The 22,893-nt window shown below is 60.7% G+C and carries 37 protein-coding genes; all 37 read right to left on the bottom strand.

What is annotated here, in order from left to right:
• Positions 1-85: 85 nt before the first annotated feature.
• The gene (locus ABQ278_RS04735; RefSeq protein ID WP_349321450.1) at positions 86-397 is read right to left on the bottom strand and encodes a hypothetical protein; all 312 of its coding nucleotides are present in this window, start codon (positions 395-397) and stop codon (positions 86-88) included.
• Positions 397-756 (bottom strand): phage tail tube protein, encoded by a 360-nt coding sequence (locus ABQ278_RS04730; protein ID WP_349321449.1) that lies wholly within the window; start codon positions 754-756, stop codon positions 397-399. The genes ABQ278_RS04735 and ABQ278_RS04730 overlap by 1 nt, the downstream gene beginning before the upstream one ends.
• Before the next feature lie 11 nt (positions 757-767).
• A complete protein-coding gene (locus ABQ278_RS04725; protein WP_349321448.1) occupies positions 768-2,246 on the bottom strand; it encodes a phage tail sheath subtilisin-like domain-containing protein in 1,479 nt (492 codons plus the stop codon).
• A 3-nt stretch (positions 2,247-2,249) separates the two neighbouring features.
• Positions 2,250-2,474 (bottom strand): DUF2635 domain-containing protein, encoded by a 225-nt coding sequence (locus tag ABQ278_RS04720; RefSeq protein WP_349321447.1) that lies wholly within the window; start codon positions 2,472-2,474, stop codon positions 2,250-2,252.
• A 12-nt stretch (positions 2,475-2,486) separates the two neighbouring features.
• Complete coding sequence (locus ABQ278_RS04715) at positions 2,487-3,077, bottom strand: phage protein Gp37 (RefSeq protein ID WP_349321446.1); 591 nt, start codon at positions 3,075-3,077, stop codon at positions 2,487-2,489.
• Positions 3,074-3,571, bottom strand: coding sequence for a phage virion morphogenesis protein (locus ABQ278_RS04710; protein WP_349321445.1), 498 nt, complete (start codon positions 3,569-3,571; stop codon positions 3,074-3,076). Before ABQ278_RS04710 ends, ABQ278_RS04715 begins: the two co-directional genes overlap by 4 nt.
• A complete protein-coding gene (locus tag ABQ278_RS04705; RefSeq protein WP_349321444.1) occupies positions 3,571-3,996 on the bottom strand; it encodes a DUF1320 domain-containing protein in 426 nt (141 codons plus the stop codon). The genes ABQ278_RS04710 and ABQ278_RS04705 overlap by 1 nt, the downstream gene beginning before the upstream one ends.
• A 72-nt stretch (positions 3,997-4,068) precedes the next feature.
• Positions 4,069-4,323 (bottom strand): hypothetical protein, encoded by a 255-nt coding sequence (locus ABQ278_RS04700; RefSeq protein ID WP_349321443.1) that lies wholly within the window; start codon positions 4,321-4,323, stop codon positions 4,069-4,071.
• 72 nt (positions 4,324-4,395) lie between these two features.
• Positions 4,396-5,016 (bottom strand): hypothetical protein, encoded by a 621-nt coding sequence (locus tag ABQ278_RS04695; protein ID WP_349321442.1) that lies wholly within the window; start codon positions 5,014-5,016, stop codon positions 4,396-4,398.
• 10 nt (positions 5,017-5,026) lie between these two features.
• The gene (locus ABQ278_RS04690; protein ID WP_349322101.1) at positions 5,027-5,842 is read right to left on the bottom strand and encodes a Mu-like prophage major head subunit gpT family protein; all 816 of its coding nucleotides are present in this window, start codon (positions 5,840-5,842) and stop codon (positions 5,027-5,029) included.
• Between the two features lie 81 nt (positions 5,843-5,923).
• Entirely contained in the window at positions 5,924-6,370 is a 447-nt protein-coding gene (locus tag ABQ278_RS04685) for a hypothetical protein (RefSeq protein WP_349321441.1), read from the bottom strand.
• Complete coding sequence (locus tag ABQ278_RS04680; protein ID WP_349321440.1) at positions 6,367-7,467, bottom strand: phage protease; 1,101 nt, start codon at positions 7,465-7,467, stop codon at positions 6,367-6,369. The genes ABQ278_RS04685 and ABQ278_RS04680 overlap by 4 nt, the downstream gene beginning before the upstream one ends.
• Before the next feature lie 118 nt (positions 7,468-7,585).
• A complete protein-coding gene (locus ABQ278_RS04675) occupies positions 7,586-8,695 on the bottom strand; it encodes a phage minor head protein (RefSeq protein ID WP_349321439.1) in 1,110 nt (369 codons plus the stop codon).
• Positions 8,696-8,703: 8 nt separating this feature from the next.
• Positions 8,704-9,660, bottom strand: coding sequence for a LamG-like jellyroll fold domain-containing protein (locus tag ABQ278_RS04670; RefSeq protein WP_349321438.1), 957 nt, complete (start codon positions 9,658-9,660; stop codon positions 8,704-8,706).
• Between the two features lie 13 nt (positions 9,661-9,673).
• The gene (locus ABQ278_RS04665; protein WP_349321437.1) at positions 9,674-11,695 is read right to left on the bottom strand and encodes a hypothetical protein; all 2,022 of its coding nucleotides are present in this window, start codon (positions 11,693-11,695) and stop codon (positions 9,674-9,676) included.
• Between the two features lie 4 nt (positions 11,696-11,699).
• Positions 11,700-13,958 carry a DUF935 family protein gene (locus ABQ278_RS04660; protein ID WP_349321436.1) on the bottom strand — a complete coding sequence of 753 codons (2,259 nt, stop codon included), beginning with the start codon at positions 13,956-13,958 and terminating at the stop codon, positions 11,700-11,702.
• Complete coding sequence (locus tag ABQ278_RS04655) at positions 13,958-15,448, bottom strand: hypothetical protein (protein WP_349321435.1); 1,491 nt, start codon at positions 15,446-15,448, stop codon at positions 13,958-13,960. The genes ABQ278_RS04660 and ABQ278_RS04655 overlap by 1 nt, the downstream gene beginning before the upstream one ends.
• Complete coding sequence (locus ABQ278_RS04650; RefSeq protein ID WP_349322100.1) at positions 15,445-15,615, bottom strand: phage protein Gp27 family protein; 171 nt, start codon at positions 15,613-15,615, stop codon at positions 15,445-15,447. The genes ABQ278_RS04655 and ABQ278_RS04650 overlap by 4 nt, the downstream gene beginning before the upstream one ends.
• The gene (locus ABQ278_RS04645; RefSeq protein ID WP_349321434.1) at positions 15,566-16,030 is read right to left on the bottom strand and encodes a phage protein Gp27 family protein; all 465 of its coding nucleotides are present in this window, start codon (positions 16,028-16,030) and stop codon (positions 15,566-15,568) included. Before ABQ278_RS04645 ends, ABQ278_RS04650 begins: the two co-directional genes overlap by 50 nt.
• Positions 16,031-16,033: 3 nt before the next feature.
• Complete coding sequence (locus tag ABQ278_RS04640) at positions 16,034-16,336, bottom strand: hypothetical protein (protein WP_349321433.1); 303 nt, start codon at positions 16,334-16,336, stop codon at positions 16,034-16,036.
• Positions 16,333-16,701: a hypothetical protein gene (locus tag ABQ278_RS04635; protein ID WP_349321432.1), complete on the bottom strand. Its 369-nt coding sequence runs from the start codon at positions 16,699-16,701 to the stop codon at positions 16,333-16,335. The genes ABQ278_RS04640 and ABQ278_RS04635 overlap by 4 nt, the downstream gene beginning before the upstream one ends.
• On the bottom strand, positions 16,701-16,937 hold the full coding sequence (locus ABQ278_RS04630; protein WP_349321431.1) for a TraR/DksA C4-type zinc finger protein: 237 nt from the start codon (positions 16,935-16,937) through the stop codon (positions 16,701-16,703). Before ABQ278_RS04630 ends, ABQ278_RS04635 begins: the two co-directional genes overlap by 1 nt.
• Positions 16,930-17,166 carry a hypothetical protein gene (locus ABQ278_RS04625; RefSeq protein WP_349321430.1) on the bottom strand — a complete coding sequence of 79 codons (237 nt, stop codon included), beginning with the start codon at positions 17,164-17,166 and terminating at the stop codon, positions 16,930-16,932. Before ABQ278_RS04625 ends, ABQ278_RS04630 begins: the two co-directional genes overlap by 8 nt.
• Positions 17,156-17,653 carry a hypothetical protein gene (locus ABQ278_RS04620; protein WP_349321429.1) on the bottom strand — a complete coding sequence of 166 codons (498 nt, stop codon included), beginning with the start codon at positions 17,651-17,653 and terminating at the stop codon, positions 17,156-17,158. The genes ABQ278_RS04625 and ABQ278_RS04620 overlap by 11 nt, the downstream gene beginning before the upstream one ends.
• A gap of 75 nt (positions 17,654-17,728) precedes the next feature.
• Positions 17,729-17,986 carry a hypothetical protein gene (locus ABQ278_RS04615; protein WP_349321428.1) on the bottom strand — a complete coding sequence of 86 codons (258 nt, stop codon included), beginning with the start codon at positions 17,984-17,986 and terminating at the stop codon, positions 17,729-17,731.
• Positions 17,979-18,614: a glycosyl hydrolase 108 family protein gene (locus ABQ278_RS04610; protein ID WP_349321427.1), complete on the bottom strand. Its 636-nt coding sequence runs from the start codon at positions 18,612-18,614 to the stop codon at positions 17,979-17,981. The genes ABQ278_RS04615 and ABQ278_RS04610 overlap by 8 nt, the downstream gene beginning before the upstream one ends.
• Before the next feature lie 48 nt (positions 18,615-18,662).
• A complete protein-coding gene (locus ABQ278_RS04605) occupies positions 18,663-18,854 on the bottom strand; it encodes a hypothetical protein (RefSeq protein WP_349321426.1) in 192 nt (63 codons plus the stop codon).
• On the bottom strand, positions 18,854-19,213 hold the full coding sequence (locus tag ABQ278_RS04600) for a hypothetical protein (protein ID WP_349321425.1): 360 nt from the start codon (positions 19,211-19,213) through the stop codon (positions 18,854-18,856). Before ABQ278_RS04600 ends, ABQ278_RS04605 begins: the two co-directional genes overlap by 1 nt.
• Complete coding sequence (locus tag ABQ278_RS04595) at positions 19,206-19,448, bottom strand: hypothetical protein (protein WP_349321424.1); 243 nt, start codon at positions 19,446-19,448, stop codon at positions 19,206-19,208. The genes ABQ278_RS04600 and ABQ278_RS04595 overlap by 8 nt, the downstream gene beginning before the upstream one ends.
• A 2-nt stretch (positions 19,449-19,450) precedes the next feature.
• On the bottom strand, positions 19,451-19,969 hold the full coding sequence (locus tag ABQ278_RS04590) for a regulatory protein GemA (RefSeq protein ID WP_349321423.1): 519 nt from the start codon (positions 19,967-19,969) through the stop codon (positions 19,451-19,453).
• The gene (locus ABQ278_RS04585) at positions 19,966-20,205 is read right to left on the bottom strand and encodes a hypothetical protein (protein WP_349321422.1); all 240 of its coding nucleotides are present in this window, start codon (positions 20,203-20,205) and stop codon (positions 19,966-19,968) included. The genes ABQ278_RS04590 and ABQ278_RS04585 overlap by 4 nt, the downstream gene beginning before the upstream one ends.
• 114 nt (positions 20,206-20,319) lie before the next feature.
• Complete coding sequence (locus tag ABQ278_RS04580; RefSeq protein ID WP_349321421.1) at positions 20,320-20,562, bottom strand: hypothetical protein; 243 nt, start codon at positions 20,560-20,562, stop codon at positions 20,320-20,322.
• Positions 20,559-20,714 carry a hypothetical protein gene (locus ABQ278_RS04575; RefSeq protein ID WP_349321420.1) on the bottom strand — a complete coding sequence of 52 codons (156 nt, stop codon included), beginning with the start codon at positions 20,712-20,714 and terminating at the stop codon, positions 20,559-20,561. Before ABQ278_RS04575 ends, ABQ278_RS04580 begins: the two co-directional genes overlap by 4 nt.
• Entirely contained in the window at positions 20,711-21,433 is a 723-nt protein-coding gene (locus tag ABQ278_RS04570; RefSeq protein ID WP_349321419.1) for a DUF3164 family protein, read from the bottom strand. The genes ABQ278_RS04575 and ABQ278_RS04570 overlap by 4 nt, the downstream gene beginning before the upstream one ends.
• 4 nt (positions 21,434-21,437) lie before the next feature.
• On the bottom strand, positions 21,438-21,872 hold the full coding sequence (locus tag ABQ278_RS04565; protein WP_349321418.1) for a hypothetical protein: 435 nt from the start codon (positions 21,870-21,872) through the stop codon (positions 21,438-21,440).
• Complete coding sequence (locus ABQ278_RS04560; RefSeq protein WP_349321417.1) at positions 21,869-22,186, bottom strand: hypothetical protein; 318 nt, start codon at positions 22,184-22,186, stop codon at positions 21,869-21,871. The genes ABQ278_RS04565 and ABQ278_RS04560 overlap by 4 nt, the downstream gene beginning before the upstream one ends.
• Positions 22,187-22,257: 71 nt before the next feature.
• A complete protein-coding gene (locus tag ABQ278_RS04555) occupies positions 22,258-22,833 on the bottom strand; it encodes an AAA family ATPase (protein ID WP_349321416.1) in 576 nt (191 codons plus the stop codon).
• Between the last annotated feature and the right edge of the window lie 60 nt (positions 22,834-22,893).

Below are 22,893 nucleotides of genomic sequence, written 5' to 3'. Positions count from 1 at the left end.
GCCTGTTGGAACCAGAATGTCAGGGTGGGAAGATCCATGCGGTCCAGTTCGGAGGGCTGGATGCCGCATCGCAAGGCAAGGTCGCCTATAACGACTCGAATGTTGCTCGGAACCCCTGCAAAAAATCGGTCGAAATCTTGATGACCTCCGCCACGTCCTCGGCTTCGAGCTTGTCGAACACCCGGTCGGGCTGACCGGTCAACGAGGAGGCGAAGGCGAACATCATGCCGATCTTGCCGTCCGAGCGATCAAGCGCCCGGAAATCAATGCCGGTAGGCTTCTTGAAGTTGAGCACAGCGATCTCGTGCTCGTCTTCTTTGCCGCTGGCATCCTTGACGAGGATCTTGACTGGCGCCTTGAGACTGTAGACGCGCGGACCATTAGTGATCTCGGCCATTACAGCATCTCCTGGGCTGGGGCGGACTCGTAGACAACCTTCAGCTTGCCGCCTTCGGCAATATCAGGCACGTCAGTTGACCAGGCGTCGGCCATGATGAAGGTCTGACCACTGTCGCAATTGACCTGGATGGAAAGCCCGGCGCCGACATAGTCGTTCTTCGAGTCGCCAGCGCCGAACGGCAGCTCGATGTCGAGCTTCGCTTGCATGATCTTCTCGACGAAGCGCGCACCGTTGTTGGTCACGACAGTTTCGCGCGAAACGCCGCCGGGGTTGATAGTGCCACCGGGAAACGGGTCGTAGGACCGGCCCTGGATGACGACGCTTAAAACGCGCCCAAAGAGTTTCTTATCGGCCACTTAAGTGCCTCCTAAAGGATCGGTTGAATGAGCCCAGCCGTGACGTGCAGGCCGTTGATGAGATCCGGACGGATCGACCAGTTGACGCGGTTGCGATCGGTGGCGTCACGCTCGACGATGATGGCGTCGATGAAGGTCTGAAGGTTCTCGATCAGGCCGGCCTCGTACCACTCGCTGGTAGCCAGGGCGGCGAGTTCGGCCTTGATCATGCGCGGGGTGACAACCTTGGCACCCGGCGGATAGGTGTTGCCGTCGCTGGCCAGCTTGTAGCGCGGGAAGCGGCTGGAGATACGGGCGCTGGCGGAGCGCGACAGATAATAGAGGGTCAGCACGCTGTTGAGATCATGCAGGCCCTTGTCCGGCAGGTTCGACGCATTGCGCTTGTACGTGGTGACGATTCGCTCGATCGACATGCCGCCAGAGCCGTTGACCACCAGCGTGGCGCCACCGGCCTCCAGCAGGAACTGGCGTTCCTGACGGGTGAACCAGTTGCCTTCCTGCGGCGGCAGGATGTCCTTAAGCGCCAGGGTATTGAACGGCAGGGCCGGATCGTTTCGGGCCGAGAAGGCGATCTGCGCCAGGATTGCGGCCGCCACGCGCCAGGGGGCGTGTGGCAAAGCACCAGCCTTCAGGCAGAAGATTACGCCGAACTCGCTGTTGCGATTGCCCAAGGCTGTGATCAGTGCCGAATAGGTCGCCGCCTGAGCTACATAGGCCTCGGAATAGTTCATCTTCAGCGGATCGGCGCGATCAGCCATGGCCGTCTCAAAGGCAGCGACGTTGGTGGCGTCGGTCCACGGATGCAGGATGGCGGCGAAAGGCGCGTCAGCCAGGGCGGTGAAGACGGCCGTGGCGTCGGGGTTTGTGGCACCCGCCGTGCCCGCGGCGATAGTAATGCCCAGGCCGGCCGGGGTCACATCGCCCTGGTCGTAATTTTCCTTCACGTAGAGGCTGTTGAACTCAGCCCCCTTGTGCTTCGCCGTCAGGGTAACGACGCCGGCAGCAGCGGCGGCCGTGTAGGCCAGATCGGTGAAGGTATTGATCGCTGCCACCAGCGCCGTGGCGGCTTGAGTGGCGGTCATGCCGACATTGACATTGATCTGCACGCGGCGATGCTGAACCCGCATCGAGAGCGTGCCGGCGAGTGTTGCCGGACCTGTCAGCGTGATCGTCTTCGTCGCCACGACACCGGCGGCATTATCGGCCACGCCCATGGCCCAGAGCTCTAGCGTCTGGTCGTTGCGCTTAAAGCCAGCGATCATATCGGCGAGCTGCGAGCCCTGACCGAACAAGGCGATGCCTTCATTCTCACCATCGACACGGTAGGCCGTCAGGGCAGACGCCGTGCCGGTAAGCATCTGGCCGACCAGAAGGATGCGAGTGACGCCTTGCGCGCCGACCGCCAGCATCTGTGACGTATCCAGCTCGATATAGGTGCCGGGCGTCTCAAGGTTGAGCGGGATTTTGGAAAAGCCGATATCATAGCTCATGGATCAGGACTCCTTCGCGGTTTTGGACGCCTTGCGGGTGGCGGCCTCTTCAGCAGCTTCCCGCTCGATCTGCGCTTCGCTGTCATCGACGACGTCGCGGTCAGCCAGGCGGTTAGCCCAGTAGATCGAGGTTTCCACCCAGCCGCCCTCGGCCGGCAAAGGCTTGCCGCCATGGTCGGGAGATGGAATGTTGAGCCCGTCATTGGGCTTCAGATATGTGCGCGCCACGGTCAGCTCTCCTTAAGTGGGCAGGGTGGTTTGAGTGCGGAGATCCACACCGGTTACAGGGGGTAAGTCCCAGTCGCCGGCAAAGGTCTCGAAGTCGCCGATATCGTCGGCCGGGTTGAAGTAGGTGCGATCGACCCACCATTTCGTGGTGAGCTGGAGCGCCAGCATGTTGAGGCCCTTCTTGCGAAGCAGTTCGCCCAGCTGGGCATACTGGCAGGCGCCGATGTCGAAGCCCTCAATATCGAGACCGAGCGTCTGGCCGAGCAGCAGCTTGGCCGCGTCCTCGACAAGCTGAAAGGAACCCACTTCGCCGGCTGTGCCGCCATGGCGTTGTTCACGCTGGTTCCGCAGGTTCTTGGCGGCCACGACCAGGCCAAACGTCCCTTCGACCTGAAGGCGACTGTTGGTTTGCTCGAGCTTGCGCCAGCCGCCAAAGGTCACCCATGCGCCAGGTGATTTGATGATCTTGGTCGAGTTGGCGCCCAGATAGGTCTCCCAATCGTCGGGGAAGCTCTCCAGCGTCTGATAGTCGTAGCCGAGCAGGGCCACGCCACCGGCATTCTTCAGAAGATCGAGGATGCCATTTTCGATAGCGCCGATCATGACCAGGGCTCCGCAAAGTAGGCTTCACCCAGATCAGCGATATCGGCCTGGTCGGCCTTGTTGATGCCGAGATAAGGCCTGGCCGGAATCGTCACCTGTTGGGCCGTGCGAAAGCCGATACCTGGCAAAAAAAACTTGAGGGCATTGGCCACGACCGGGCGGATGACCGCGCCAAACTGGTGGACGGCCGCGTAGATCTTGTTGGTGCCCCAGGCGGCCGTATGGGCCGTATGTTCAGACGAGATCGAGTTGCGAAGCTGGGCCGACTTGATGAGGGTCTGGCCACCGGTCTCTTTGGCACGGAGCGACGGCAGCCATGCGGCGCCATCAGGACCAATGCCGGCATTAAAGCGCGCCTTGGTCGTGTTCTCGCCCAGGAAGGCGATATCGCGCATCAAGGGCGACATGTCGGCGCCACGGCGGGCCGTCTCGTTGAAACGGCTGACCAGGAGCGGAAAATCGCTGAGATTGACCGAGAGTTGAACGCCTTCCATCACAGCCCCCTGTACTTGTCGCGCATACAGGCGACGATCGAAGGTGCTGTCTGGATGGTGTTGACGGCCGGCGCCACTTCAATGCCGCCAACGTCCAGTACTGTGGTGCCGTCAGCCAGGTTCTTCAGCCATTTGATGGCGGCGTTATATGCGTCCTGGACAACCTGCGGCATCTCGCCCTTGCGCTTGAACAGCTCATAACGGGCGATATCACAGCAGACATTGGTCAGCATGGGCGGCATGGCGGCCAGGAGCGCGGCCGGCGCGTACTTCCTGCCGGCATAGGTGTTGATTTCTGTAGTGGCATCACTGATGGCGGCCAGCACAACAGCCTCAACGATCGCGCCGGTACCATCCTGGTCAGTGACCTGGACAAGCTCGGCCTCTTCGAAGCGTGAGGTCATGTCGGAAACGGCGGCGTACATCAGAAGGGCTTTCTAAAAAAACAGGGCAGCGGGGTTGCGGCTGCCCTGTTTTCGTTTCAGGGCGTGGTAAATTTAAACGGTCGCGAGGACTTCCTGACGGAAGGCGCGATCGCGAACACGAAACAGAGTTTGGACAGCGGCCAGCACGCTGTGGCGGGTCAGGCCGCCGAAGAAGAGAACGGCGGTGGCCGAGGCCACGAAGACGGTGGCGAAGAGTGCGGGCGCATGACTGATGCCAGCGATGACGACGGCAGGGTCGGCGAACAGGAAGGCCGACACGGCCATCACGGCCAGGGCAATAAAGCTGTAAAAAGATCGACGGTTCACTTGGGTAGCCTTTTAAAAAACGGGGCGGCCGGAATTGGCATAACGACCGCCCCAGTTTACAGGGAGGAACGCCTAGCGCCTCGGCTTAGGGGTAGCCTTGGCATTGGGCTTGGTTTCCGTCTTCGCGGGCACAGCAGCTTCTTGCACCGTGACCGTTGCCGGCTCAGGGTCACCGTTAAGGACCGTGGTCGGCGTCGAAGGCGGAATATCGGAGACCACCGGCGGCGGGGGCGGCGTGAGTTCTTCAGCCGCTTCGCCCAGATCGGACGCATTCGACGTCGTCTTCGCTTGGGGGTCTATTTCGGAGGCGTCGCGCTCGAGCGTGGGCTCGACGGACGGCAGTTGGGTGTTCGCACGTTCGGCAAAGCCCTTCAGAAGTTCAGCGGCTTCTTCGTCGCTGATTTCATCCTTCTCGGCGGCTTCGGCCTGGAAATGCTCGATCATGGCGCGGACATCCTCAATCGAGGGCGCCTCGTGCCAGGTGAAGTTTTCCAGCCAATTGGTGGTTTCTTCCGCCTTGGGTTCGCCGACTTCGACGGTGACCTTGGCATCTGACAAGAAAGACAGCAGGGTCTGCGCACCTTCCAGGTCTCGGGTGACGTGGGTCTGATGCCACTGGCCGAGGGGCAGGAGCGATACACCGCCACGGCGGGCCGCTCCTGTTGATTTGACGCGAAGCGTGATCGTGAGCATCAACGCGCTCCTACAGCAAGCGCGGAGCTTCTATGATCTGGAGCTCCCCGTCATAGGTGTTGCTTTCGCCGCCAGCGAGGTTCTGCTTCTTGAAGAGGTTCTTGGCGGCGGCGGCGTTGCTGGTGCCGACGACAATGTGCGTCGGCTTGATGCCCAGATTTTCGCCGTTGTCATCGGTCCACGAGGCCATGGCTTGCTTGGCAATCTCGTAGTTGGCGGCGTTGAGCGTCTTACGGCTGCGGTAGGCAAGCTGCCAGTAGGTGTAGCCAGCCCCACCACGCGCTTCTGCGCCGGCCAGGTACTCGCCCGTCTTGAAGACGTGGCTATCGGTCGGATCGGTGACCATGTTGAAGTCGGCTTCCTGACGGGTCTGGTACAGGATCGGCTTCATCGGCTTCGACAGGTCCATCAGGAACCACGGCTGGACCGTCGTGTCGGCGTCCGTGTTGGCGAAGGTGACACCGTTGATGACGTGGTCGGTGTCGAAGAAGAACTGCCCGTCGTAACAGGTGTTGAGGTGGCCATTTTTCAGGGCATCGAAGATCAGGCGATCCTTCAGAGCGCCAGCTTCCTGACCCCAGCCCTGGAACATCGGACCATAGAGGCCGAGATTATCGTCCCTGATCTTGTTCTTGTGGATACCAATGGTCATTTCGTAGTCGTCGTTGACCAGTTGATAGGCCTTTTCCTCAAGCGACTTGACGCGCTTTTCGCCAATCCACTTGCGGAAGATCGGCATGTCGCCGAGGAAACCGTAGGTCTCGATCTTGGTGGTCGAGGTGACGGGTGTGTAAAGCCCTTCAGAGGCATTGCCGGCAAGGCCCAGACCAGCCTGGAACTGAGTTCTGGAAGCCGGTGCGGAGAGCCTGAAGGGAGGCGGCGGTGATAAGCATGTCTGTGGTGCTCCTTAAGCAGCGAGGCCGGGGCCGACGCGGACCCAGACCGAACCATCAGTGTCAACACCGGTGATACGGCCCGCGATGCAGCGGGTGTTGGTGGCGGAAGTCTTGGCGACGGTCTGATCGTCGACGACATAACAAACCTTGCCGATGTCAGCCCTGGTGATCAGGTCGCCAGAGGTCGAGTTGAAGAACTTGAACTCACAGCTCTGGACCGGGACAGTGACATCACCGTCGGCGGCGCCGCCCGTGACCCCGTCGGTGGCGACACCGACACAAACCATGTTGCCGGCTTCAGTCGAGTCGACGCCGGTGCGGCCAGCGATGGCGTATCCGGACAGAAGAATGACCAGGGCGGACTGTTTGATGGCGGCAGCCGCCTTGACCAGTTCGCCGTAGTTGTTGACCGGGCCGCCACGGCGCTCGATCTTGCGGGGGGACGTCATGGCAGTCATTGGCCAGCCTCCTGCTGATCTTGCAGCGTTTTGAGGTAGGCGTCATGCGAGACGCCGACCAGCGTGGCCACCTGCTTCTGCTCGGCAGACAAGGCGGTGATCTTGGTATTGTCAGGCTTTTCGCCACCGAGCAGCTCGCCACCGGCGACACTGGTCGAGTTGGCCATCAGGCGCCGGGCGCGGTCAGGGTCCGTCGCCATGAGGGCGACGTAGTCATCACGTTGCGCCAGGGTGATGTTGCCCGCAGCGATGTAGTCATCGACCGAGCGTACATTGTCCTTCGCGGACAAGGCGTTGACGGTAGATTGAAGGCCGGTCACCAGTTGGGTGATAGCCGCCTCGCCCGCAGCCGTCGCCTTCAGAGCGGTGGCAGCGGAGAGCGCGGTCGTGGCGTCGGCAGCACCGAGCGCGGTGCTCAGAGCAGTCAGATTGGCCTGGGCGGCGCTAAGTGCGGTCGCCTGAGCCAGCTGGGCGGCCATGATCTCTTCCAGCGTCGCCGTAGCGGGCAGGTTGAGACTGGCCGCGAGAGCGGTCAAGTCCATTGGATTTTCCTGGTTGAGGTTGAGTGAAGCGCTGGCGGCCAGAGTGGTCAGGCCGTCAATCGCCGGGTAGATCGTGAGGGCTGCGTTGAGGATGGCCTTCACACGTCCGTTGCTCTCATGGTCGATGACCGGGCTGAGATAGCGATATTTCTTGGTTTTGATCTTGTCAGCCGCTTCGGCCGTCCATTCGATCACGGCATAGATGCCGGTGCTTTCGGCAGACAGACTGGCAGGATTGATCCAGCCTGACGCCTCGGCACGCTTGCCCTTCAGTTCCAGGGCGGCGATGATCTGGTGATCATAGTCAACGGGGATATCCTGAGAGCCTGACCAGGCCGCACTGGTGGCAACGATGGCCTGGGCGTGGGCAAGGTCCGCCACGAGATAGCGACCCTTGCCGCGCGTCTGAAAAGGACCCATGGGCAGGATCCGGACGCGCTGGGTGGCCGAGCCATCTTCAGCGAAGACCAGTTCGCCTGCCATCGCCGAACCCGCCGACAGAGCGACGGGCGCGGCAAATGCGGCGGTTACATGGGAAGCTCCCTTGGTGGTCACGAAATCAGCCCCTAAGCCCTTGGCTCAAATGAGCCTCTTCAGTAGGGGTCAGATTAGGGGTAACCGTTTGGGCGATCTCACCTGAACACGTTCGGTTCAGAGACGCTTTAAGCGGGTCTTAGCCGTCGCTTAAGGCGCGGACATCATAGGTCCAGGCACCGTCGGAAAAATCGATGGTCACCAGCGACTTGTCAAGCCGCTTTGTGTATCGGCGGATAAGGACGGCCTTCTTAGCCGCGTTCTCGCCCCACAACCACTCGACCGAATCGTAACGCAGCAAGGCGTTGGCGACATCGAGCAGATAGCCTAACAAATCCGGACGCGGCGTTTTCAGTTCGCCCTGATCATCCTGGAACAGCTCACGGCCGATAGCCAGGGGCCAGTTGTCGCGCTGAAGAATGCGCCCTTTAGCTTCAGCTCCAAATGACTTGAGGAAGCTCTCAACGGCCGGGGCAAGCTGCTTCTTAGGCACTGCCGGCATAGAGGTCGCCATCGGCTGCGCCGTTATGGGGCGAAGGGGTGATTTGCCGATATTAAAGTTGAACGCAGGGTCGATACCCTGTTCGACGCGCGATACCTCGCCCGTGCGCGGGTTCGTCACCTCGTCCATAGGGAAGCGTGGCGCCGGCGCGGTCGGGTCAATGCCCTCACGTTTCACCTGGGCGCGGGTCAGCGAGCGCGTGCCGCATCGGCATTTCCAGCCGCAGGGTGGATAGTGCGTATCCCAGAACGGATCATCGACCGGGCGGCATACGCCGTGCCAGGCGCGGTGCTGCGGCCGCGTCCGGCTATCGAGCACGCACACATACATAAGATAGGGGAAGGCGCGCTTTGAGGCTTCGATACGTTGCCAGTTGCCGTGTGCGTAGGCTGACTGAAGGTTGACCTCATAGATGGTTCGTAACCGCCGCGACGATCCGAGCTGGGCCAGCTTGGTTTCGCCGGTCAGTGGATCGGTGACCTCTTGTCTGCCCCACCAGCCTTTGGCCTGAAGGATGGGGCTAAGTTCCTTTTTGAACTGCTCAAGGGTCTTGCCCTGGGTCATAGCGTCATCGAGCGCGCGGCGAATATCCGTCAGGATATCGACCTGCATGGCCTTGGCCACAGTAAAGCCCTGGGCGTGTTCCTGCTGCCAGACATCGCGGTAATCAAAGCCTGTCCGCATCCCCTTCGACCGGAAGAAGGCGATAGCGTCTTTCGGCTGAAGGGAAAGCGGTGACACCGGCATAGACAGGCCTACTTCTCGGCCATGACGGCGCGCACAAGGTTACGATAGGTGACGTTACCGAGCGACTGGTTGGGCAGGAAGGCAAGGAAGGACACCAGACCACCAAATCGGATATCGGGACCACCGGCCGTGCCACCCAAACCGCCGATCACCATCTTGTCACATCCGGTCGCTCCGCTGATGTCGTTGGGGTAAGGCGTCGTTGCATTGGCGATAGAGACGCCGTCAATGTAGGCGGACATGGAATGCGTGCCAAAGTCCCAGGCCAGCACATAGTCGTGCCAGTTGCCGTCACGCAGATCGGTGTTGTTGCGATAGAGGGTGTAGTCCCGACGGTTGTAGGCGATGAGGTGACCGTTGGCCTGGTCGATCTCGACCGAGAAGCCGTCGGTGCCCAAGGTCTTACTGCCAAGCACCGCGCCGCCTGGAATCCCCGTTGGATAAGCTGCAAAGGCTACGCCATTGACCGTCCCGCCCGGCGCCGGCACACGCGCCTTGAAAGCCACTGACCAGCCGTTGGTCGGCAACAGGATCGGCGTGTCATTCACTTCCTGGCTGCTCTGGATTTGGGATGCAAAGGTCAGGGCACCATTGTTGATATTGCTCAGAGCATTCGCACCGGACCCACCGGCTCCAAACAACCAGCATGGCTTCCCCGTCACTTCGTCTGCTGGAATATAGATCGGGTGATGCTGACGCACCGGATCCGGCGTCAGGAGGCGCGCAGGCACGGCGGCGCTATCAAAGCCCGTACGCTCATAGGCCTTGAAGCCTGCCGGGTCATCACCTGGGCCGGAATTGGCATAGTTGGCGGCGACAGAGGCATCGAACCATAAGCCCCGGCCACCCGTTGCGGGTGCGGTAAAAAGGGCGGTATAGGCGGCGCGCTCCGCCGCCGAGGGCAGATACACGCCGCCATTTGGATCGGCGGACAGGCCGGACGTAGTGAGGATTCGGGTGGACATAATGGACTTCCCTTTAATTGAACAGGTCGATGGCCAGCCTGGCGGCCATGGTCAGTTCCCGGACACCCGGGTGGTTTTGCTCCGTCGCCTGGCTGAGCTCATCCTTGGCTAACCACTGAGAGAGTTTGTTGTCGGACCACATGTGCGCGGTCTGCACGCAGGCGCAGTCTAGATCGACGGCAGCCCGTTCGATCTCGCCACACGTGAAGGCCCATTCGGCATGGAGATCCTGATAGACGGGATCTGGGCGCACCGGCGTACAGAAGATCGGGACCGTTTTGGCAGCGGAGCTTTTGAAGGCCGTCCCGATCGCCATCAGATTGTCGTAGGTATAGAGCTGGCCCAGCTCATTCATGCCGGTCGCGATGTTCACGACGTCAAGGTTGTCGGCGAGGATGGCATTGAGGCGGTCGGGGTAGCGCATATTCATTGCACCGCCGCCCTCGATGCTATTCTGACTGTTGGTGCCGCCAATCCCCCAGTTCCGATAATGCACGGTGACGCCGTAGTTTTCCTTGATCCATTCGACCAGGCCCCAGTGCTGGCCCTGCTTGACGTGGGTGTGACCATAGACATCCTGATAGTGACCGCCGGTCAGGGTGAGATAGCCTGCGGCTGTCAAGGCCGCCACGTCCTCCGGATGAAGATCGTCATAGTAGAAGACAGGAATATCTGACCGTGCCGTCGTGTCATAATCGGCGAAGTAGCCGTCGGTGTCGCGATGCACATTGGGGTTCAGGTTGATGTTGTCGACTGTGCCGCCAGTGAAGATGGCATAACCGCCGCCCATAGCTGTGATCGAATCGCCATAGGCGCCCCAGCGGACCGTGTCGCCAAACTTGAGCTTCGTGCGCTTCAGGCGGCTAAGACAGCGGCGGGAACGTTCAATCTGGCCGTAATAGGCTTGCGGTTCAGCCGCGCGGGCAGCACCTTGATAGGCATGAACGGCCTGGATATCGGCATAGGTGCGCGTGCGATAGATCCGGAAGAGCTTGCGCAAAGGCGAAGCGACGGCTGGTTCCTTCGCGATGCGCGGCGCCTCGGTGCCCTGGATCAACGAGATCTGACCGGCCTGGTCGCAGACGACGAAGTCAACCCGGACCTTGTAGGCGTTATACTGGATATGACAGGCATAGTCGCCAGTGTTGATCAGACCCTTGACCTTGCCGGTCGTTCGCTCAACCTGATAGTGCGTGCCTTCCACCAGGAGCGCATTGTCTGAGGACCGATAGACATTCATCGGACCATTGATCGTGGCATAGGCGAGGAAGCGATAGGTGTTGTAGCCGAGATTGAAGGCTTCGCTGGCAATGGCAGCGGCGCCCGTCACGGGCGATACGACCGATCCGGACGACAAAAGCGTGGTGCCGTTTAGATTGAGGATGCGCACGCGTGGCAAGGACAGGACCGGGCCAGGCTGGCGCATTGGCAGATTGTCCCAGGACTCGGTGCGTGAGACGATGCCAGCCGGTGTCACCTGGAGGACATCACGTTCGGTCGCCATCACGGCTGACATACCCTCCACGAAGCGCCCGCTTCGATCGAACACGGCCGATGCCATGGGAAGCCCTGAAGCAGACGCCACGGGACCGACGGCCGGGCCGGGCACGCCCAGGGCCGCATCTTCCGCGCGCTGGTCGCTAAATGCCAGAGTGCCCAGCGGCGTCATGACACGCTGATTATGCTGCGCGTCATAGGATGACAGGAGATGCCCGTTGATATCGACCACTACATTGGATGGCGGCATTGGATCGCCGGGTAGAATGCCGACTGCCGGGCCAAGATTGCCCAGGCTGTAGATGCTGATAATGGCGGCAGAAGCTGCAGCCTCTGCCGCTGCTTCGGTAGAACTGACGGCCGCCGCCTCGACGATCGCCGTGATATCCGCATTAGCCTCGGTCAGGAAGGCGGAGGCAGGATAGCGCCCGATCGGCGAGCCCTCCCGCACAACGACGATGTAATCGTCATCCTCGAGCACATTTAACAGGCCCAGTTGCATGCCTGTCTTGGTGGTCAGGTCACTCAGTTTTACCATGGTCTTAAGCCTCGATCATCAGGGTGTCGGGTGAATCGGCCGCTTCCAGGGCCGTATGGGTATCAACCAGAACCAGGCCGGCCATTTCCCAGCTCTCTCCGCCGTAACGGACCGGCGCAGTGGCCGTCATGTTGCTGCGGGTAAGGAACTGCGGGAAAAAGGCGATGCGGCGCTGATGGCCCACCATGTTGAGGCAGGCTTTGATCGTGGCGGCCGGATCGAAGCTGTAGATAGCGCGCATCTCCCTGACGCCATCAGGACGGATGTAGTCGTGCAGAACCGTGCCGTAGGTGGGCGCACCCGGCAGGACCGCCAGGCCGATCAGATCTGCGCGTAAACTCGTCTCCCGCCCTTCGATCAGCAGGCCAAGTGGTTCGCCATCGATATTGAAATCAAGGCGGGGTTCATCGACCGCCGCTTCACGGATACGGCCGTTGGCGCCGATAAAGGGGGCTTTGCGCGCGCGCTGAAAAATAAACAGATCCTGGAATGTCCCGGTGTTACTGGCCATTGCCGCCTCCGAGGTCATAGCCCGCCTCCCCCGCCGCGCAGCAAAGCGCGTACGGGCCAGAAGCGCCGTTAGTTCGGTATCCGGCAGGGTATCAAGCGCCAGCAGAAGCTTCGCCTTGGCGTCTTCAAACGACGACGAAGCCGCCAGCGCCGCCTCAAGACCGTCGATCAAAGGCGCCATGACCGGCGTCCATTCATCCGCCATTTCCTGGACGGCGATATCCACGGCGTCGGATTGAGGGCCACCCACAGAACTTAAGGCGGTCTTAAGGTGGCCTAAGATGCGATTTGAGGCGGCATTCATGGCCGTGGCGGCCTTGGCATCGGAAAGGCCTACATCCGGGTTCTGGGCCGCGTTGTCGGCGCCACTCACCTGAACGCCCTTCGAGCGCGGTTGCAGCAGCTTCACATCAGGACCTTCGGGTGCATCGGGCAGGCCCAGCTTGTCGCCGATGATCGACAGTTCGACACTGCCGCCACGATCGACGAACTCGTAGATCATGTCGGCCTGTTCCTTGGTGAAAGTCTCGGCCTGGCCGAGGCGAAGGACCGGATAGAGACCGGACGGCGGCGCGCCGTGGTTGAGAACGATGATCGGGATGACCAGATCACGGGTCAGGGTGGCACTGAGGGCGCGCTGGTCGGCGCGTTGATAGTCCTGGCGGACGTCATTATGGACGTTGCCCTGACTGCCGCCCAGCCCGCCCGATGTGGCATCAGTCGTTGCCGTCTGGCCGAGAACCAGCTTCGAGACCTGCTGATCGAGATATTCGCACAGAGCCTTGTAGACATCGGGCGACGCGCTCGCCATGGCATCAACGAAGTCAATCACCATCGAGTTGGGAATGATGGCGGCAGCATCGGTACCGATATTGACGACGGCATTGAGCAGCGCGTTGCGGTCGGTTTCGGTGGCGTTACGGTCATATTTACCGATACGGACCGGCATGCCGTAGACCTCGGCCAGGATCACCCAGTCCTTCAGCGCCATATTCTGGAAGAGATAGGCCCAGGCAACAGAGCGCGCCAGACCACCGCGAACCGTCAGCCCCGTCTTGCCCGCCGCCCTACGGATAATGAACTTGTAGCCGGGCAAAGGTACCGGCAGCGCGCTTGTGCCAACTACGCCGCCCTTCAGGAGAAGTGTCTCACCATCGACCTGGTCGAACTGGAAGAACTGCTGGGGCCGTGTCTTCAGGCGGGGCAGCATCGGATACTTCAACCGCGCTGTGCCTTCTGGCCAGACAAGCTCCGTAGCACTCCAGCCTTTGCCCTGGGCGTCCTCGATGTCGTACATCTCAAGCTCAAGGTCGCCGCGCTTCAGATACTCGCGGATCAACTCGGCATCTTTCTGCGAGCGTGGATCATCACCGGCCGCCTCGACCGTCGTCTCGCTCTGTGTCACAGCCAGCTTGCGGGTCTTAAGCGTGGCCTGATAGTGCGGGTACTTTTCCTCCATCTCTTCGGCGAGCTGGTAGAATTCATCGGCCTGGCCCTGCACGGCAGAATTAAGAATGCGCTGGAGCTTGAACGGATCGAGCCCCCCCGTCACCCCGTTGAACAGGATCGAGCGCACACCGCCGAAGGTCGGGGCGGCGATCTCCTGGGCGAGCACGGCCTTGTCGATGACGCGGCCTTCAGCATCAAGCGGGCCTTCAGCAACCGGCCGGCTCTCCAGTTCGAACGCACGCGGCGTCTCCGATCTCTTAGCGCCCGCGAACAGCGCCTTTATCGGGGAAAGAAAATCAACCATCAGAAGCCGCCTCCGCGCGTCATGCCATGCCGCGTCATGCCCACATCGAGATGCCCGCCCTTGCGGCCACCGAAACCATCGTCATCATTGCTGCCGGGGCGCGGCGCGGGCGTGTAGCCGTATTCAATGACCACACCGAAGGCGGACAGGCCCGCCAGTCCCACCGCCCAGAACCTGTCGGGGTGAACTTCCTTGGCCTCGGCCAGAACCTTATTGTCGTTGCTGGCGCGCTTGATACCGAGCAGGTCAGTGCGCATGGCCGGGTCACGCCGGATGCGGATTGTGCCGTCCTCGAAGCGCTGGCGCACAATGGTGGCCATGGTAATGCGGTTAGGACCTGTCAGCAGCACGCCCTTGACGCGGTTCACGCCATGCCGGCCTTGAGCGTCCTCAACCACCTTTTCGCCCATGCCGGTCTGGTCGATGCTGGCTTCAACGACCCTGTACCGCTTCATCATGTCATCCATGACAGCGTCCTGGTCGGCGAAGGATGCGCCGATCGCTTCCCAGCGCTCGCGCTCCCAAAGCACATCGCCGACCATCTCGAAGCAGATAATGACCGAGTAGTCGCGCCGACGCGCCACGTCGCGGCCGATGTAGCAAAGCCCGCCCATGTAGAGCTCAGGCTTGCCAGCATCCTCGTGCTCGCACTTGGTGATATCCTCGGCATTGAGCCAGGAGCCGCCACCCGCCTTGGGGATGCAGTCCAGTTCTTCGCCGGCATTGTCGCCGTAAATGCCGCGGATCTCGGCGATCCACTCTGCTTTCGGTTTCGACGCGGGAACGACAAGTTTGATGCGCTCATAGAGGCCATCGGCCAGGGCGTTATCAAAGGTAATTCGCATGGTGTCGCCACCGCGCTTCTTCGCCTTGATCTCGTCGAGCAGCTTGTTGAAGGCGTTGTCGATGCCGTTGTGCGTCGAGATGACGATGACGCGGCCGCCCCACATCAGGAAAGCCATGGCGGCTTTGAGGATTTCGTCCAGGTCCGTCATGAACGCGGCTTCGTCGGCGATGAACATGCCCTGCATACCGCGAAGGGCGCGGGCGACGGACGGCAGAGCGATGACTTCGAATCCGGACGCGAAGGTGACGCGGAACGTCTTGATGAACTTTTCGGGGTTGTCCGGATCGGGCAAGGCGCGTTCGCCAGACCCAACGATGGCCATGCCGATCGACTTAGCCCACATGCCGACGGTGTCGATGAACTCGCGGGCCATCTCCATGTTGTAGCCCATGTAATAGACGTCCTGGCCGCCCGCCGATTTGATCGAGGACGCCGTGAGCGCAGCGAGAAAGGCGATGCCCCAGGTCAGACCGATCCGGCGCGATTTCTCGATGACCAGGAGCGCAGTATCCAGCGCCTTCCTGATGGCGCCGCCCTGATAGGGCAATAGCAAATGCGCCGGCCCCTTGGCCCGCTCCTGCTTCTTCAAGGTTGCCATGGCTTCATCGAAGGCGTCTGGTTTGGTTTGACCGCGCAAGATCATGTGGCGATCCCCAGGGCGGCTTCCATCAGCGCATTGCGCATATCCTTGCCAAGGCCCTGCTGATTGGCCACCTTCTCAACCGCCTTAGCGGCTTCCCTGGCCATCTCCTGGCGCACCTTAACAACGCGGTCGGCATCGATCTTCTGGGCCGAGGCGAGGCTTTGCAGCGACTTCGCCAGGGACTGGGCTTCCTTGGCACCGAGCAGTACCGGCTTCGAACTCGCCCGTCTCCTCATCGACCTCGACGGCCGTCATGATATCGAAGATGACGGTCTGAAGAACTTCGGCAGCCAGCCGGCCGACCTGGTTGTCGGGGTTTTCACCAAAGGTCGGCGCCAGGGCTTCCGCGATCGCGCGGCTGCGGCCGATCCGCTCCTGGGCGGCGCGCAGGCGCTCGGCATAACGACCAAGGGCAGAACGTGACGGCGCTTCAAAGTCGATCTCGGCGGTGGCCTCCAGTTCCTTCAGCTTGTCGACGATCTGGTCGAGCGTGAAGTTGGAGGCGATCAGACGGCCGACCGTGTGACGGATCGGCTCTGGCAACTTATCGACGCTGGAGGCACGATGGCGCTTTTCACCCATGGGTCAAATCCCCGGCGTCGGGCGATCGACACCCGTGACGGTGGCCGCACCTAAAGCAACATCGATGCCGCGTGCCCTCAGCTTGGCGATCCGGACATTGCCCAGGTCTTCGATCTCGATAAGGCCCTGCTCGCGCAGCCAGTCGAGCGTTGAATGCACCTTGTCGCGGCTGACGTGAAAGCCGAGCGACGTGGCGACACCGTGCAGAACGGCCGAGTTGGCGCGGTAATTCAGGTCCGGATCGGCGAGAACGCGCAGAAGCGCCAAGCGCAGGCTTCGGTCGATAATGTCGGCAAGGCCACTCATTTGCGGGCCTCACTCATCAAAAGCTGCTCGATGCGGATAACGCCGGCATCGACGCTCTTTGTCTGGGCCGCTACGCCTTCGACCTTGGCGCTAAGGGTACTTTCGACACCCTTGATCTCGGCGCGCAGGACATTAATATCGCCCTGGGTGGCGACATGCTCGATCTCGGTTTCGAGGCGGGCCAGACGGTCGCTGTGCTGGCTCTGGACGTCAGTCACCTCCGTCAATCGACTATCGACGTTGCCGATCGCCGTCTTGATTTCGTCGCCATCCTTCCACTTGCCATTACGCAAAAAGGTCAGCCCCGCGATACCAAGGGAACAAAGCGACACAAACATCGGCACATAGAAAAAAATATCCTTCATCAGCCGGCAACCTTTCCGAGATAGCCACGGCGCTCGGCAGCTTCCTGGCACGCAATACAACGGCGGGCTTTCGGCTGGGCGAGCAGACGCCCGATACCGATCTCAGCTTCGCAGTCTTCACAAAACGGGCTCGACGACATCTCATCGACCTCGTGCATGGCCGCCTTCAGGCGATCGAGCGACTCAGCACGGAAGTTTTCGTCGCGCTCCTGGGCGCGGTCGATCTCGTCAGCCATGGGCCACCTTTTCACAGGCGGCCTTGGCATCGGACTCACGGGTGAAGGCATCACGGGCATAGCCGACGATCGCGCTCAGCCAGTTATGGCCGGCATCATTCGCCTCGATCACGGCGCCATCGGGCACGGCCGGGACAACCGGCACGGCCGACTTCACCTCAACAGGGCAGACCGGCACGTTGCGGATGTGCTCGATCGGCGCCGCAGCGACCATGGGTTCAGTCTTCAAAACGGGCGCGCAGGCAGACAGCGTCACAAGTGACAAGGCCGTCAGCACGGCGAGGCGCAAGTGTGAGCGCTTCAGCATCTTTGGATTTCCTCAAGGCGGATTCGGTGGCGCGCTTTTCGGCGCGGATAATGGCGGCGGCCTGGTCTTTGACCGTTGTTTCAAGTTGGCTCTGGAGGTCGGCCTTCTGGGCGAAAAGCCCCTGGACGGCGGGTGAGCAGTCCGAACTGTAGCCATCGAGCACGAGAACCTGGTCACAGCGCTGCGCGGCGCGCGCGCGGTTGGTCAGGTCCACGAGCGCGGGGTCACAATCCTGCTGTGACCCCGCTCTCCCGGTTGTCAGGCCGGTGACCAGATAAGCGGTACATCCATCCTGACGGGCAGCTTGTTTGGTGAGTTTGGCGTTCTCGCCACTGGTCACCGCTGCCCAGCCACAGGCGGCGATGATCAGGGCGACGGCACTTAAGGTCAGGCCGGTTTCAAATTTCATGATCGGGCTCCAGGTGCTCGGTGAGAAAGCACGCCGTCATCACCACAATCAAAATGACGAAGCCAAGGAAACGGATCATGGGCGCACCGCCTTCCAGGCCTTCATGACCTGCTCAAAGGACTTGCCGAACATGAAGGCGATCGCGGGCGCCACGATGATCATCAGGCCCATAAGCGACATGGCGGGGATGGTGATGCCGAATCCGGCCGCGACGGGGATACCGACGCCCTGGACGAGCGCGATCAGGGCCACGACATAAAGATAGATCGACCGCGCACGGTCGACCAAAGGGTCACGGATGGGAGCAGGCTCAACGGGATCAGGCTCAGACATCGCCAAGCCTCCGCGCCCGCTTGACCCAGCCGTCGAGGAAAATAACCTGCTTAGGGTCAGCCCTGGCGATGGCGTTGTAACGGACCTCGGCTTCCTGGCGATAGTTAGAGATCAGCTTCGGAATACCATTGCCAAAGCTCTTGATCTCCCAGAGGCGCGAACGGGTCTTGAAGCCCAGATCGCCGTCAACCTTCAGATCGGGTACGATGGCGAAACGGTTACAGGCGCGCTGGAGCATCTTCACAGCAGCCGAAGCGCCGCCATTGATAGCCTGGTCAAGCACAGCACCGTCGATAAAGGTCGGCAGCGTCTTGAGGCTTAGCCTCTCCCAGAAGCAGAGGTAATAGAGGTTTTTGGCGGCTTCCTTGGTCAGGAGGCGGATATCCGCGCCGTCGATATCGCCATCGAAATCCAGATCGAGATCGGCGCGACCGTCTTGATTGAGGTCAATCAGCTTGCCTTCGCTTTTGAGGAAGCGAAGGGAGATGCCATATTGCGTCTCGCCGCCGTTATCACTCTTATGGTTCGAATAACCGCCCTCGATATCAAGGACGGTCGCCGCCAGGTGAATGAACCTTGCGTCGCTACCGTAGAGCGGTGTCAGAATTGGTGATTTTTTCCCAGCCATGCCCGCCACAATGGGCGGGTTGGCGGCTTCGTTCTAACCTGAACAGGTTCAGGCGAGCGGCCGGAAATAGGCTTTACCGCCTTTGGCAGACAACGGCATAGATAGACCAGCCTGTTCTGCCTCATCAATTGCTGCCGCCAATTCAGCATGAAAAGGCGCGACAACGGCCTCGGACAGAGACTGACCTTCAAACTTAGCGAGGCGAGTGGCAAGGCCTTTCTCAAAATCCTCTCTGGTCATCAGAACAACTTCCCTTGCTTGGCTTCGGCTTCCACCGCCGATCTCGTTGCCTTGATCTTCTGCACGTAGCGCGGGGTGCATAGATAGGTCCGTGCAATCGTATTGACAGATTTGCCTTCTGACAAGGCCCGCTCGACAAGAGCACGTTTTCTGGCTGTCACGGGCACGTCGATGATCGATCCGGCCAGGGCGGCCGAGAGCACTTCACCGGCCTCAATGCCGATGACGTCGCCGATCGGGTGATGGATACCAATCTTTTGCGGAATGACGAAACGACGGCCGCCCAGGACTTCCTCAAATTTGCGGGCTGCGTCCGTACCGATCGCGGCGGCGATATGTTGCATCGAGATATCACCCATTGGCGCTCTCCTTCATCAACCGCGACAGTGTAATCTCCGCCTTCAGGAGCGTGTGAGCAGCACGATAGAACAACGCCCAGCGCGCCTTAACCTTGCCTTGAGGGGCTCTTAAGACGTCACGTTCGGCTTTGTCACGTGCCTCTTCCGCTGCACGCACGTCTTCGCGCGCGACTTCCACCAATTCCTGGTGTGCGTCTTCAGCGATCAGATCGAGCAGCGGTGCGGCGGAGGACATGGCTATTTCCCTTGCTTGGCGCGAATGGCGGCATCTAAGCGCGCCTTCAGCACGGCGGTTTGTTCGGCGAGCGCGATGCCGGCGACGTCCTGGCTCCAGCCATTGCGCTCCGCCATGGCCTTCAGCGCCTCGATCAGCTTAAACATCTGCTGTTGATCCGCCCAGGCCATGCGATCGCAACCGAGCTGGCGGCGCGCGAAGGCCTCCAGCGCCTTTTCGGAACTGTCGGTAATGGCGCCCAGTTGATAGAGCGAGATCCACAACGCACGCGCCTTGCGGGCCGACGGATGGTTAGCGGCGGAGACCTTGCGGGCTGCGGTCGCCTTGCGGCCGCCCTGGACAAGCTTCGGCTTCCAGCCCAGGTGGGTCTTGAATTCTTCCAAAACGCGGCCGGCCTGGGCATCGCTCAGGCCCTTGGCCGTGTTCTGGCCCGTAAGGCGCATCAACAAAGACCGGTAATCATCCTCATGGATGCCGGTCTCTTTCTTGGCGATATGGATTTTGGCGATGGCGGCGCTCATGACTGATGCGCCTTCAAAATTTCAAGGTTGAGGAAGTTCGCACTGGACATGTTGTAATGATTGCGCCAGCCGTCTTTTCCTTTGACGCTACAGGTATAGGTCAGCTTTTTCAGTTGAATGATGACGCTGTAAAAGGCCGGAGACTCTTCGTCTTCATGAAGGTCGAACCACGCACGGCACGACTCTGACCAAGGCATCTGGATCGTGCGCTGCTTAAATTTGAACGGCTTAGCCATTGTGTGTTCCTGATATCTCTGACGGCCTCGTCAGTCCCCGCCTAACGGGAAGACGCCAGTGCCCCTCACGGGGTCACGGCGTTTCGGCCTGGTCTTAGACGACGGCTGGCACCGTCAGGCTGTGTCGGCCGCGAAATGCGTGCCGCGTTCGCTCAGGGCCTTACGAAGCACCTCATGCGCCGTTTCGACGACATGCCACTCTTCGGCTGTTGTCTCCGCGTCCCGCTTCAGCCCCAGGGCACGATCCTTCGCGGTCTGGACAGTCTCAGCCTCGAAGGGGGACAGAACGTCAGGCATGGCCGCCTGAAGCGCGGAAATGCTGACAAGCTGGCAGCACATTTGACGGGTGATTTTCATAACAGAACACTCTGGATGAAGATGACGAAGGAGGCCCAGCTGCCACCGACGATCATGATCAGGCCGAGCCAGATCAGGGCGACGGTAAGGCTAAAGCGGCGGCCGGTGATTTCTATGCCTGCGCGGCGGCGTCTGACGAAGGCCCGGCTCATGACGCAGCTCCCGATGCCAGATCGATGCTGATGGCCACCCACTTGCCGCGTGCGTCCTTTTCATAGAAACGCGGATAGGCCTTACGGGCGACGACAACGATGGCCTCCTGAAGAGCAAGCTGTGCATCCTTCCAGCGCTGATCTTCCGATTGGACCTGAAGCAGGCCAAGCAAGGCTGAGCGGTTGACCTTGCCCTTCGAGAGCTGGAAGCCGCGATTGACCATGGACACCAGCTCGGCCTTGGCGAACTCGCCCCACTCCTGGACGCACTCGTTGAAGAGCGCGCGAGCACTCTCCAACTCCGGGCCGAAGTCGATGAACTCGCCGATCGAGCGCTCGACCTTCATGGTCTGATCGACGGTGACAAGAGACACGTTGCCCTTCTCACCGCCGCGCTTGGCGCCGTACCGCTCGTTAAGAACGTCAACGAAGGTTTCGACCTCGTCGAGCGCATGGTCGCGGAAGGTCTGAACCTTGCCGGAAAGAGCCTTGGCCTCGGCGATCAGTTTGCGCACAACCTGGTCCTGAAGCAGGGACTGCGGACGGATGTTTTCCACCAATTGCAGGCCACCGTTGGCCAGACGCATGTATTTGCGACCCCCATGCTCGACGACACCGTCATCGAGCTTGGGGGCGTTTTCGGTATCTAGTTCGGCAGCAATGCTGGCCATTTCATCAGCCAGGGCATCTTTGCTTGTGATGATTTCGAGATCGTCCATGGATTCAGGCTCCTGTGTCGGTTTCGGGATTAAATTCAGGGCGGACAACGCCCAGCGTCAGGTGTTCCAGCGCGTCCAGGATCACCGCGGCATCCATCTTCATGGCGCAGCGGTCCTGCGGGGTCGCGTCCGGGTGCTTCATCGCCTGAAGCGCCAGGCGCTCGATGGCGCTCATGCCGTTGCGCAGCATGTTTTCGGCATAGGCGGCGTCGAGGCGATCGCCATCACGGGTGGCCGGTGATTTAAGGCCCGCTTCAGCGCGCACGACCGCGAGTTCGCGTTCGGCCAGATCGGCATGAACCGCGCCCAACATCGAAATCCATGTGTCCAGGTGAACGATGGAAAGCGTGGTTTCGTGGTGGTGATCGGCGCTCTCGCGGGTGCGGCGCATGATGCGCAGGACCGCTTCAAGGCTGGATGTGTGTCTGATCTGGCTCATGCGACCGCTCCCGCGCTGAGTTGGTCCCAGGCCATTTTAATGTGGTTGATATTGCGCTCGGCCTTGCTTCCCTGGGCAATGATGGTCGCCAACTCCAGACACTTCGTCATCGAGCGCAGGGCGCCGCCGCCCGGCACCATGGCGATATTCGTCAGGAACTTGGTCTCCATGGAGTTCATGACGCCCCAAGCGGCCAGTAAGACGGTGACATCGCCAGGATGCGGCACCTCAATGATCGTCCGCATCGACACGCGCGAATAACGCTGGGCGAACTGCGCCGAGCGGTTACCTTCGATATTGCGGGTGACCTCCATGTTGCCGGCGAAAACAAGGCCAACCTTGGTGTCGTCATGAATGGCACGGAGCTCTTCCAGGGCCTTTTCGCCTAGGTGCTGAACTCATCGACGATCAGCAGCGCATCGGTGCGGCTGCGAAACTGGCGACGGACCAGCTCGCTAAGCTGGTGCGAGGTGCGGTTCCCAGGCGGCACGTTGAAAGCGTTGAGGATGGCCAGCATAATCGCATTGAAGGTCGAGCGCGACGGCGACGCGGTGACCCTCCAGACGTTCTGGAATTCCCAGACAAAGTGATCCAGGGCCTCAGACTTGCCGACGCCAGGATTGCCCTGGATTGTGTTGAAATTTCCGCGTTTGGCATAGAGCAGGTTGGCGCGGATATTGAGGGCAGTCGGCGTTGGCTGATAGGCCGGGACAACCGACATATCGCTGAAGAACTCCATGGTCTCGGCGTTCTTGAACCACTTTTCGACCTCGGTCGCGACGTTCTGGTTGTTGCCCTTATAGGTGCCCAGCGCAAACGCCTGGATCGTGCTTTCGCCGATACCCGTGGTCTGGTGGATCTCGTACCAGCTTGCGGGCGTCTGCTCTTTGTAGTCGAGCACCCGCTTGCGCAGCTCATCGAGCTGTTCGGGGCTGAAGATTGTTTTGGTAACGGTATTCATGCTAGGGTTCCTGTGTGTGAGGCCAAACACCACTGGTGAGAGGCAAGTTGCGCGGGCGCG

This window comes from Asticcacaulis sp. MM231 (assembly GCF_964186625.1).
Classification (GTDB): domain Bacteria; phylum Pseudomonadota; class Alphaproteobacteria; order Caulobacterales; family Caulobacteraceae; genus Asticcacaulis.
The sequence above is the reverse complement of the archived record's forward strand: the minus strand, read 5'-3'. Positions and strand labels throughout refer to the sequence as shown.

What these genes read in the sequence shown, in the direction of transcription:
- ABQ278_RS04560 (WP_349321417.1), bottom strand. Translation starts at nt 22,186, where the DNA reads ATGGAGGTCACCCGCAATATCGAAGGTAACCGCTCGGCGCAGTTCGCC.
- ABQ278_RS04590 (WP_349321423.1), bottom strand. Translation starts at nt 19,969, where the DNA reads ATGAGCGCCGCCATCGCCAAAATCCATATCGCCAAGAAAGAGACCGGC.
- ABQ278_RS04675 (WP_349321439.1), bottom strand. Translation starts at nt 8,695, where the DNA reads ATGCCGGTGTCACCGCTTTCCCTTCAGCCGAAAGACGCTATCGCCTTC.
- ABQ278_RS04645 (WP_349321434.1), bottom strand. Translation starts at nt 16,030, where the DNA reads ATGGGTGAAAAGCGCCATCGTGCCTCCAGCGTCGATAAGTTGCCAGAG.
- ABQ278_RS04575 (WP_349321420.1), bottom strand. Translation starts at nt 20,714, where the DNA reads ATGAGCCGGGCCTTCGTCAGACGCCGCCGCGCAGGCATAGAAATCACC.
- ABQ278_RS04605 (WP_349321426.1), bottom strand. Translation starts at nt 18,854, where the DNA reads ATGACCAGAGAGGATTTTGAGAAAGGCCTTGCCACTCGCCTCGCTAAG.
- ABQ278_RS04695 (WP_349321442.1), bottom strand. Translation starts at nt 5,016, where the DNA reads ATGCTCACGATCACGCTTCGCGTCAAATCAACAGGAGCGGCCCGCCGT.
- ABQ278_RS04610 (WP_349321427.1), bottom strand. Translation starts at nt 18,614, where the DNA reads ATGGCTGGGAAAAAATCACCAATTCTGACACCGCTCTACGGTAGCGAC.
- ABQ278_RS04640 (WP_349321433.1), bottom strand. Translation starts at nt 16,336, where the DNA reads ATGAGTGGCCTTGCCGACATTATCGACCGAAGCCTGCGCTTGGCGCTT.
- ABQ278_RS04660 (WP_349321436.1), bottom strand. Translation starts at nt 13,958, where the DNA reads ATGGTTGATTTTCTTTCCCCGATAAAGGCGCTGTTCGCGGGCGCTAAG.
- ABQ278_RS04705 (WP_349321444.1), bottom strand. Translation starts at nt 3,996, where the DNA reads ATGTACGCCGCCGTTTCCGACATGACCTCACGCTTCGAAGAGGCCGAG.
- ABQ278_RS04620 (WP_349321429.1), bottom strand. Translation starts at nt 17,653, where the DNA reads ATGAAATTTGAAACCGGCCTGACCTTAAGTGCCGTCGCCCTGATCATC.
- ABQ278_RS04715 (WP_349321446.1), bottom strand. Translation starts at nt 3,077, where the DNA reads ATGATCGGCGCTATCGAAAATGGCATCCTCGATCTTCTGAAGAATGCC.
- ABQ278_RS04615 (WP_349321428.1), bottom strand. Translation starts at nt 17,986, where the DNA reads ATGTCTGAGCCTGATCCCGTTGAGCCTGCTCCCATCCGTGACCCTTTG.
- ABQ278_RS04665 (WP_349321437.1), bottom strand. Translation starts at nt 11,695, where the DNA reads ATGGTAAAACTGAGTGACCTGACCACCAAGACAGGCATGCAACTGGGC.
- ABQ278_RS04735 (WP_349321450.1), bottom strand. Translation starts at nt 397, where the DNA reads ATGGCCGAGATCACTAATGGTCCGCGCGTCTACAGTCTCAAGGCGCCA.
- ABQ278_RS04600 (WP_349321425.1), bottom strand. Translation starts at nt 19,213, where the DNA reads ATGGGTGATATCTCGATGCAACATATCGCCGCCGCGATCGGTACGGAC.
- ABQ278_RS04635 (WP_349321432.1), bottom strand. Translation starts at nt 16,701, where the DNA reads ATGAAGGATATTTTTTTCTATGTGCCGATGTTTGTGTCGCTTTGTTCC.
- ABQ278_RS04565 (WP_349321418.1), bottom strand. Translation starts at nt 21,872, where the DNA reads ATGAGCCAGATCAGACACACATCCAGCCTTGAAGCGGTCCTGCGCATC.
- ABQ278_RS04685 (WP_349321441.1), bottom strand. Translation starts at nt 6,370, where the DNA reads ATGACTGCCATGACGTCCCCCCGCAAGATCGAGCGCCGTGGCGGCCCG.
- ABQ278_RS04630 (WP_349321431.1), bottom strand. Translation starts at nt 16,937, where the DNA reads ATGGCTGACGAGATCGACCGCGCCCAGGAGCGCGACGAAAACTTCCGT.
- ABQ278_RS04670 (WP_349321438.1), bottom strand. Translation starts at nt 9,660, where the DNA reads ATGTCCACCCGAATCCTCACTACGTCCGGCCTGTCCGCCGATCCAAAT.
- ABQ278_RS04580 (WP_349321421.1), bottom strand. Translation starts at nt 20,562, where the DNA reads ATGAAAATCACCCGTCAAATGTGCTGCCAGCTTGTCAGCATTTCCGCG.
- ABQ278_RS04555 (WP_349321416.1), bottom strand. Translation starts at nt 22,833, where the DNA reads ATGAATACCGTTACCAAAACAATCTTCAGCCCCGAACAGCTCGATGAG.
- ABQ278_RS04570 (WP_349321419.1), bottom strand. Translation starts at nt 21,433, where the DNA reads ATGGACGATCTCGAAATCATCACAAGCAAAGATGCCCTGGCTGATGAA.
- ABQ278_RS04585 (WP_349321422.1), bottom strand. Translation starts at nt 20,205, where the DNA reads ATGGCTAAGCCGTTCAAATTTAAGCAGCGCACGATCCAGATGCCTTGG.
- ABQ278_RS04725 (WP_349321448.1), bottom strand. Translation starts at nt 2,246, where the DNA reads ATGAGCTATGATATCGGCTTTTCCAAAATCCCGCTCAACCTTGAGACG.
- ABQ278_RS04655 (WP_349321435.1), bottom strand. Translation starts at nt 15,448, where the DNA reads ATGATCTTGCGCGGTCAAACCAAACCAGACGCCTTCGATGAAGCCATG.
- ABQ278_RS04710 (WP_349321445.1), bottom strand. Translation starts at nt 3,571, where the DNA reads ATGGAAGGCGTTCAACTCTCGGTCAATCTCAGCGATTTTCCGCTCCTG.
- ABQ278_RS04595 (WP_349321424.1), bottom strand. Translation starts at nt 19,448, where the DNA reads ATGTCCTCCGCCGCACCGCTGCTCGATCTGATCGCTGAAGACGCACAC.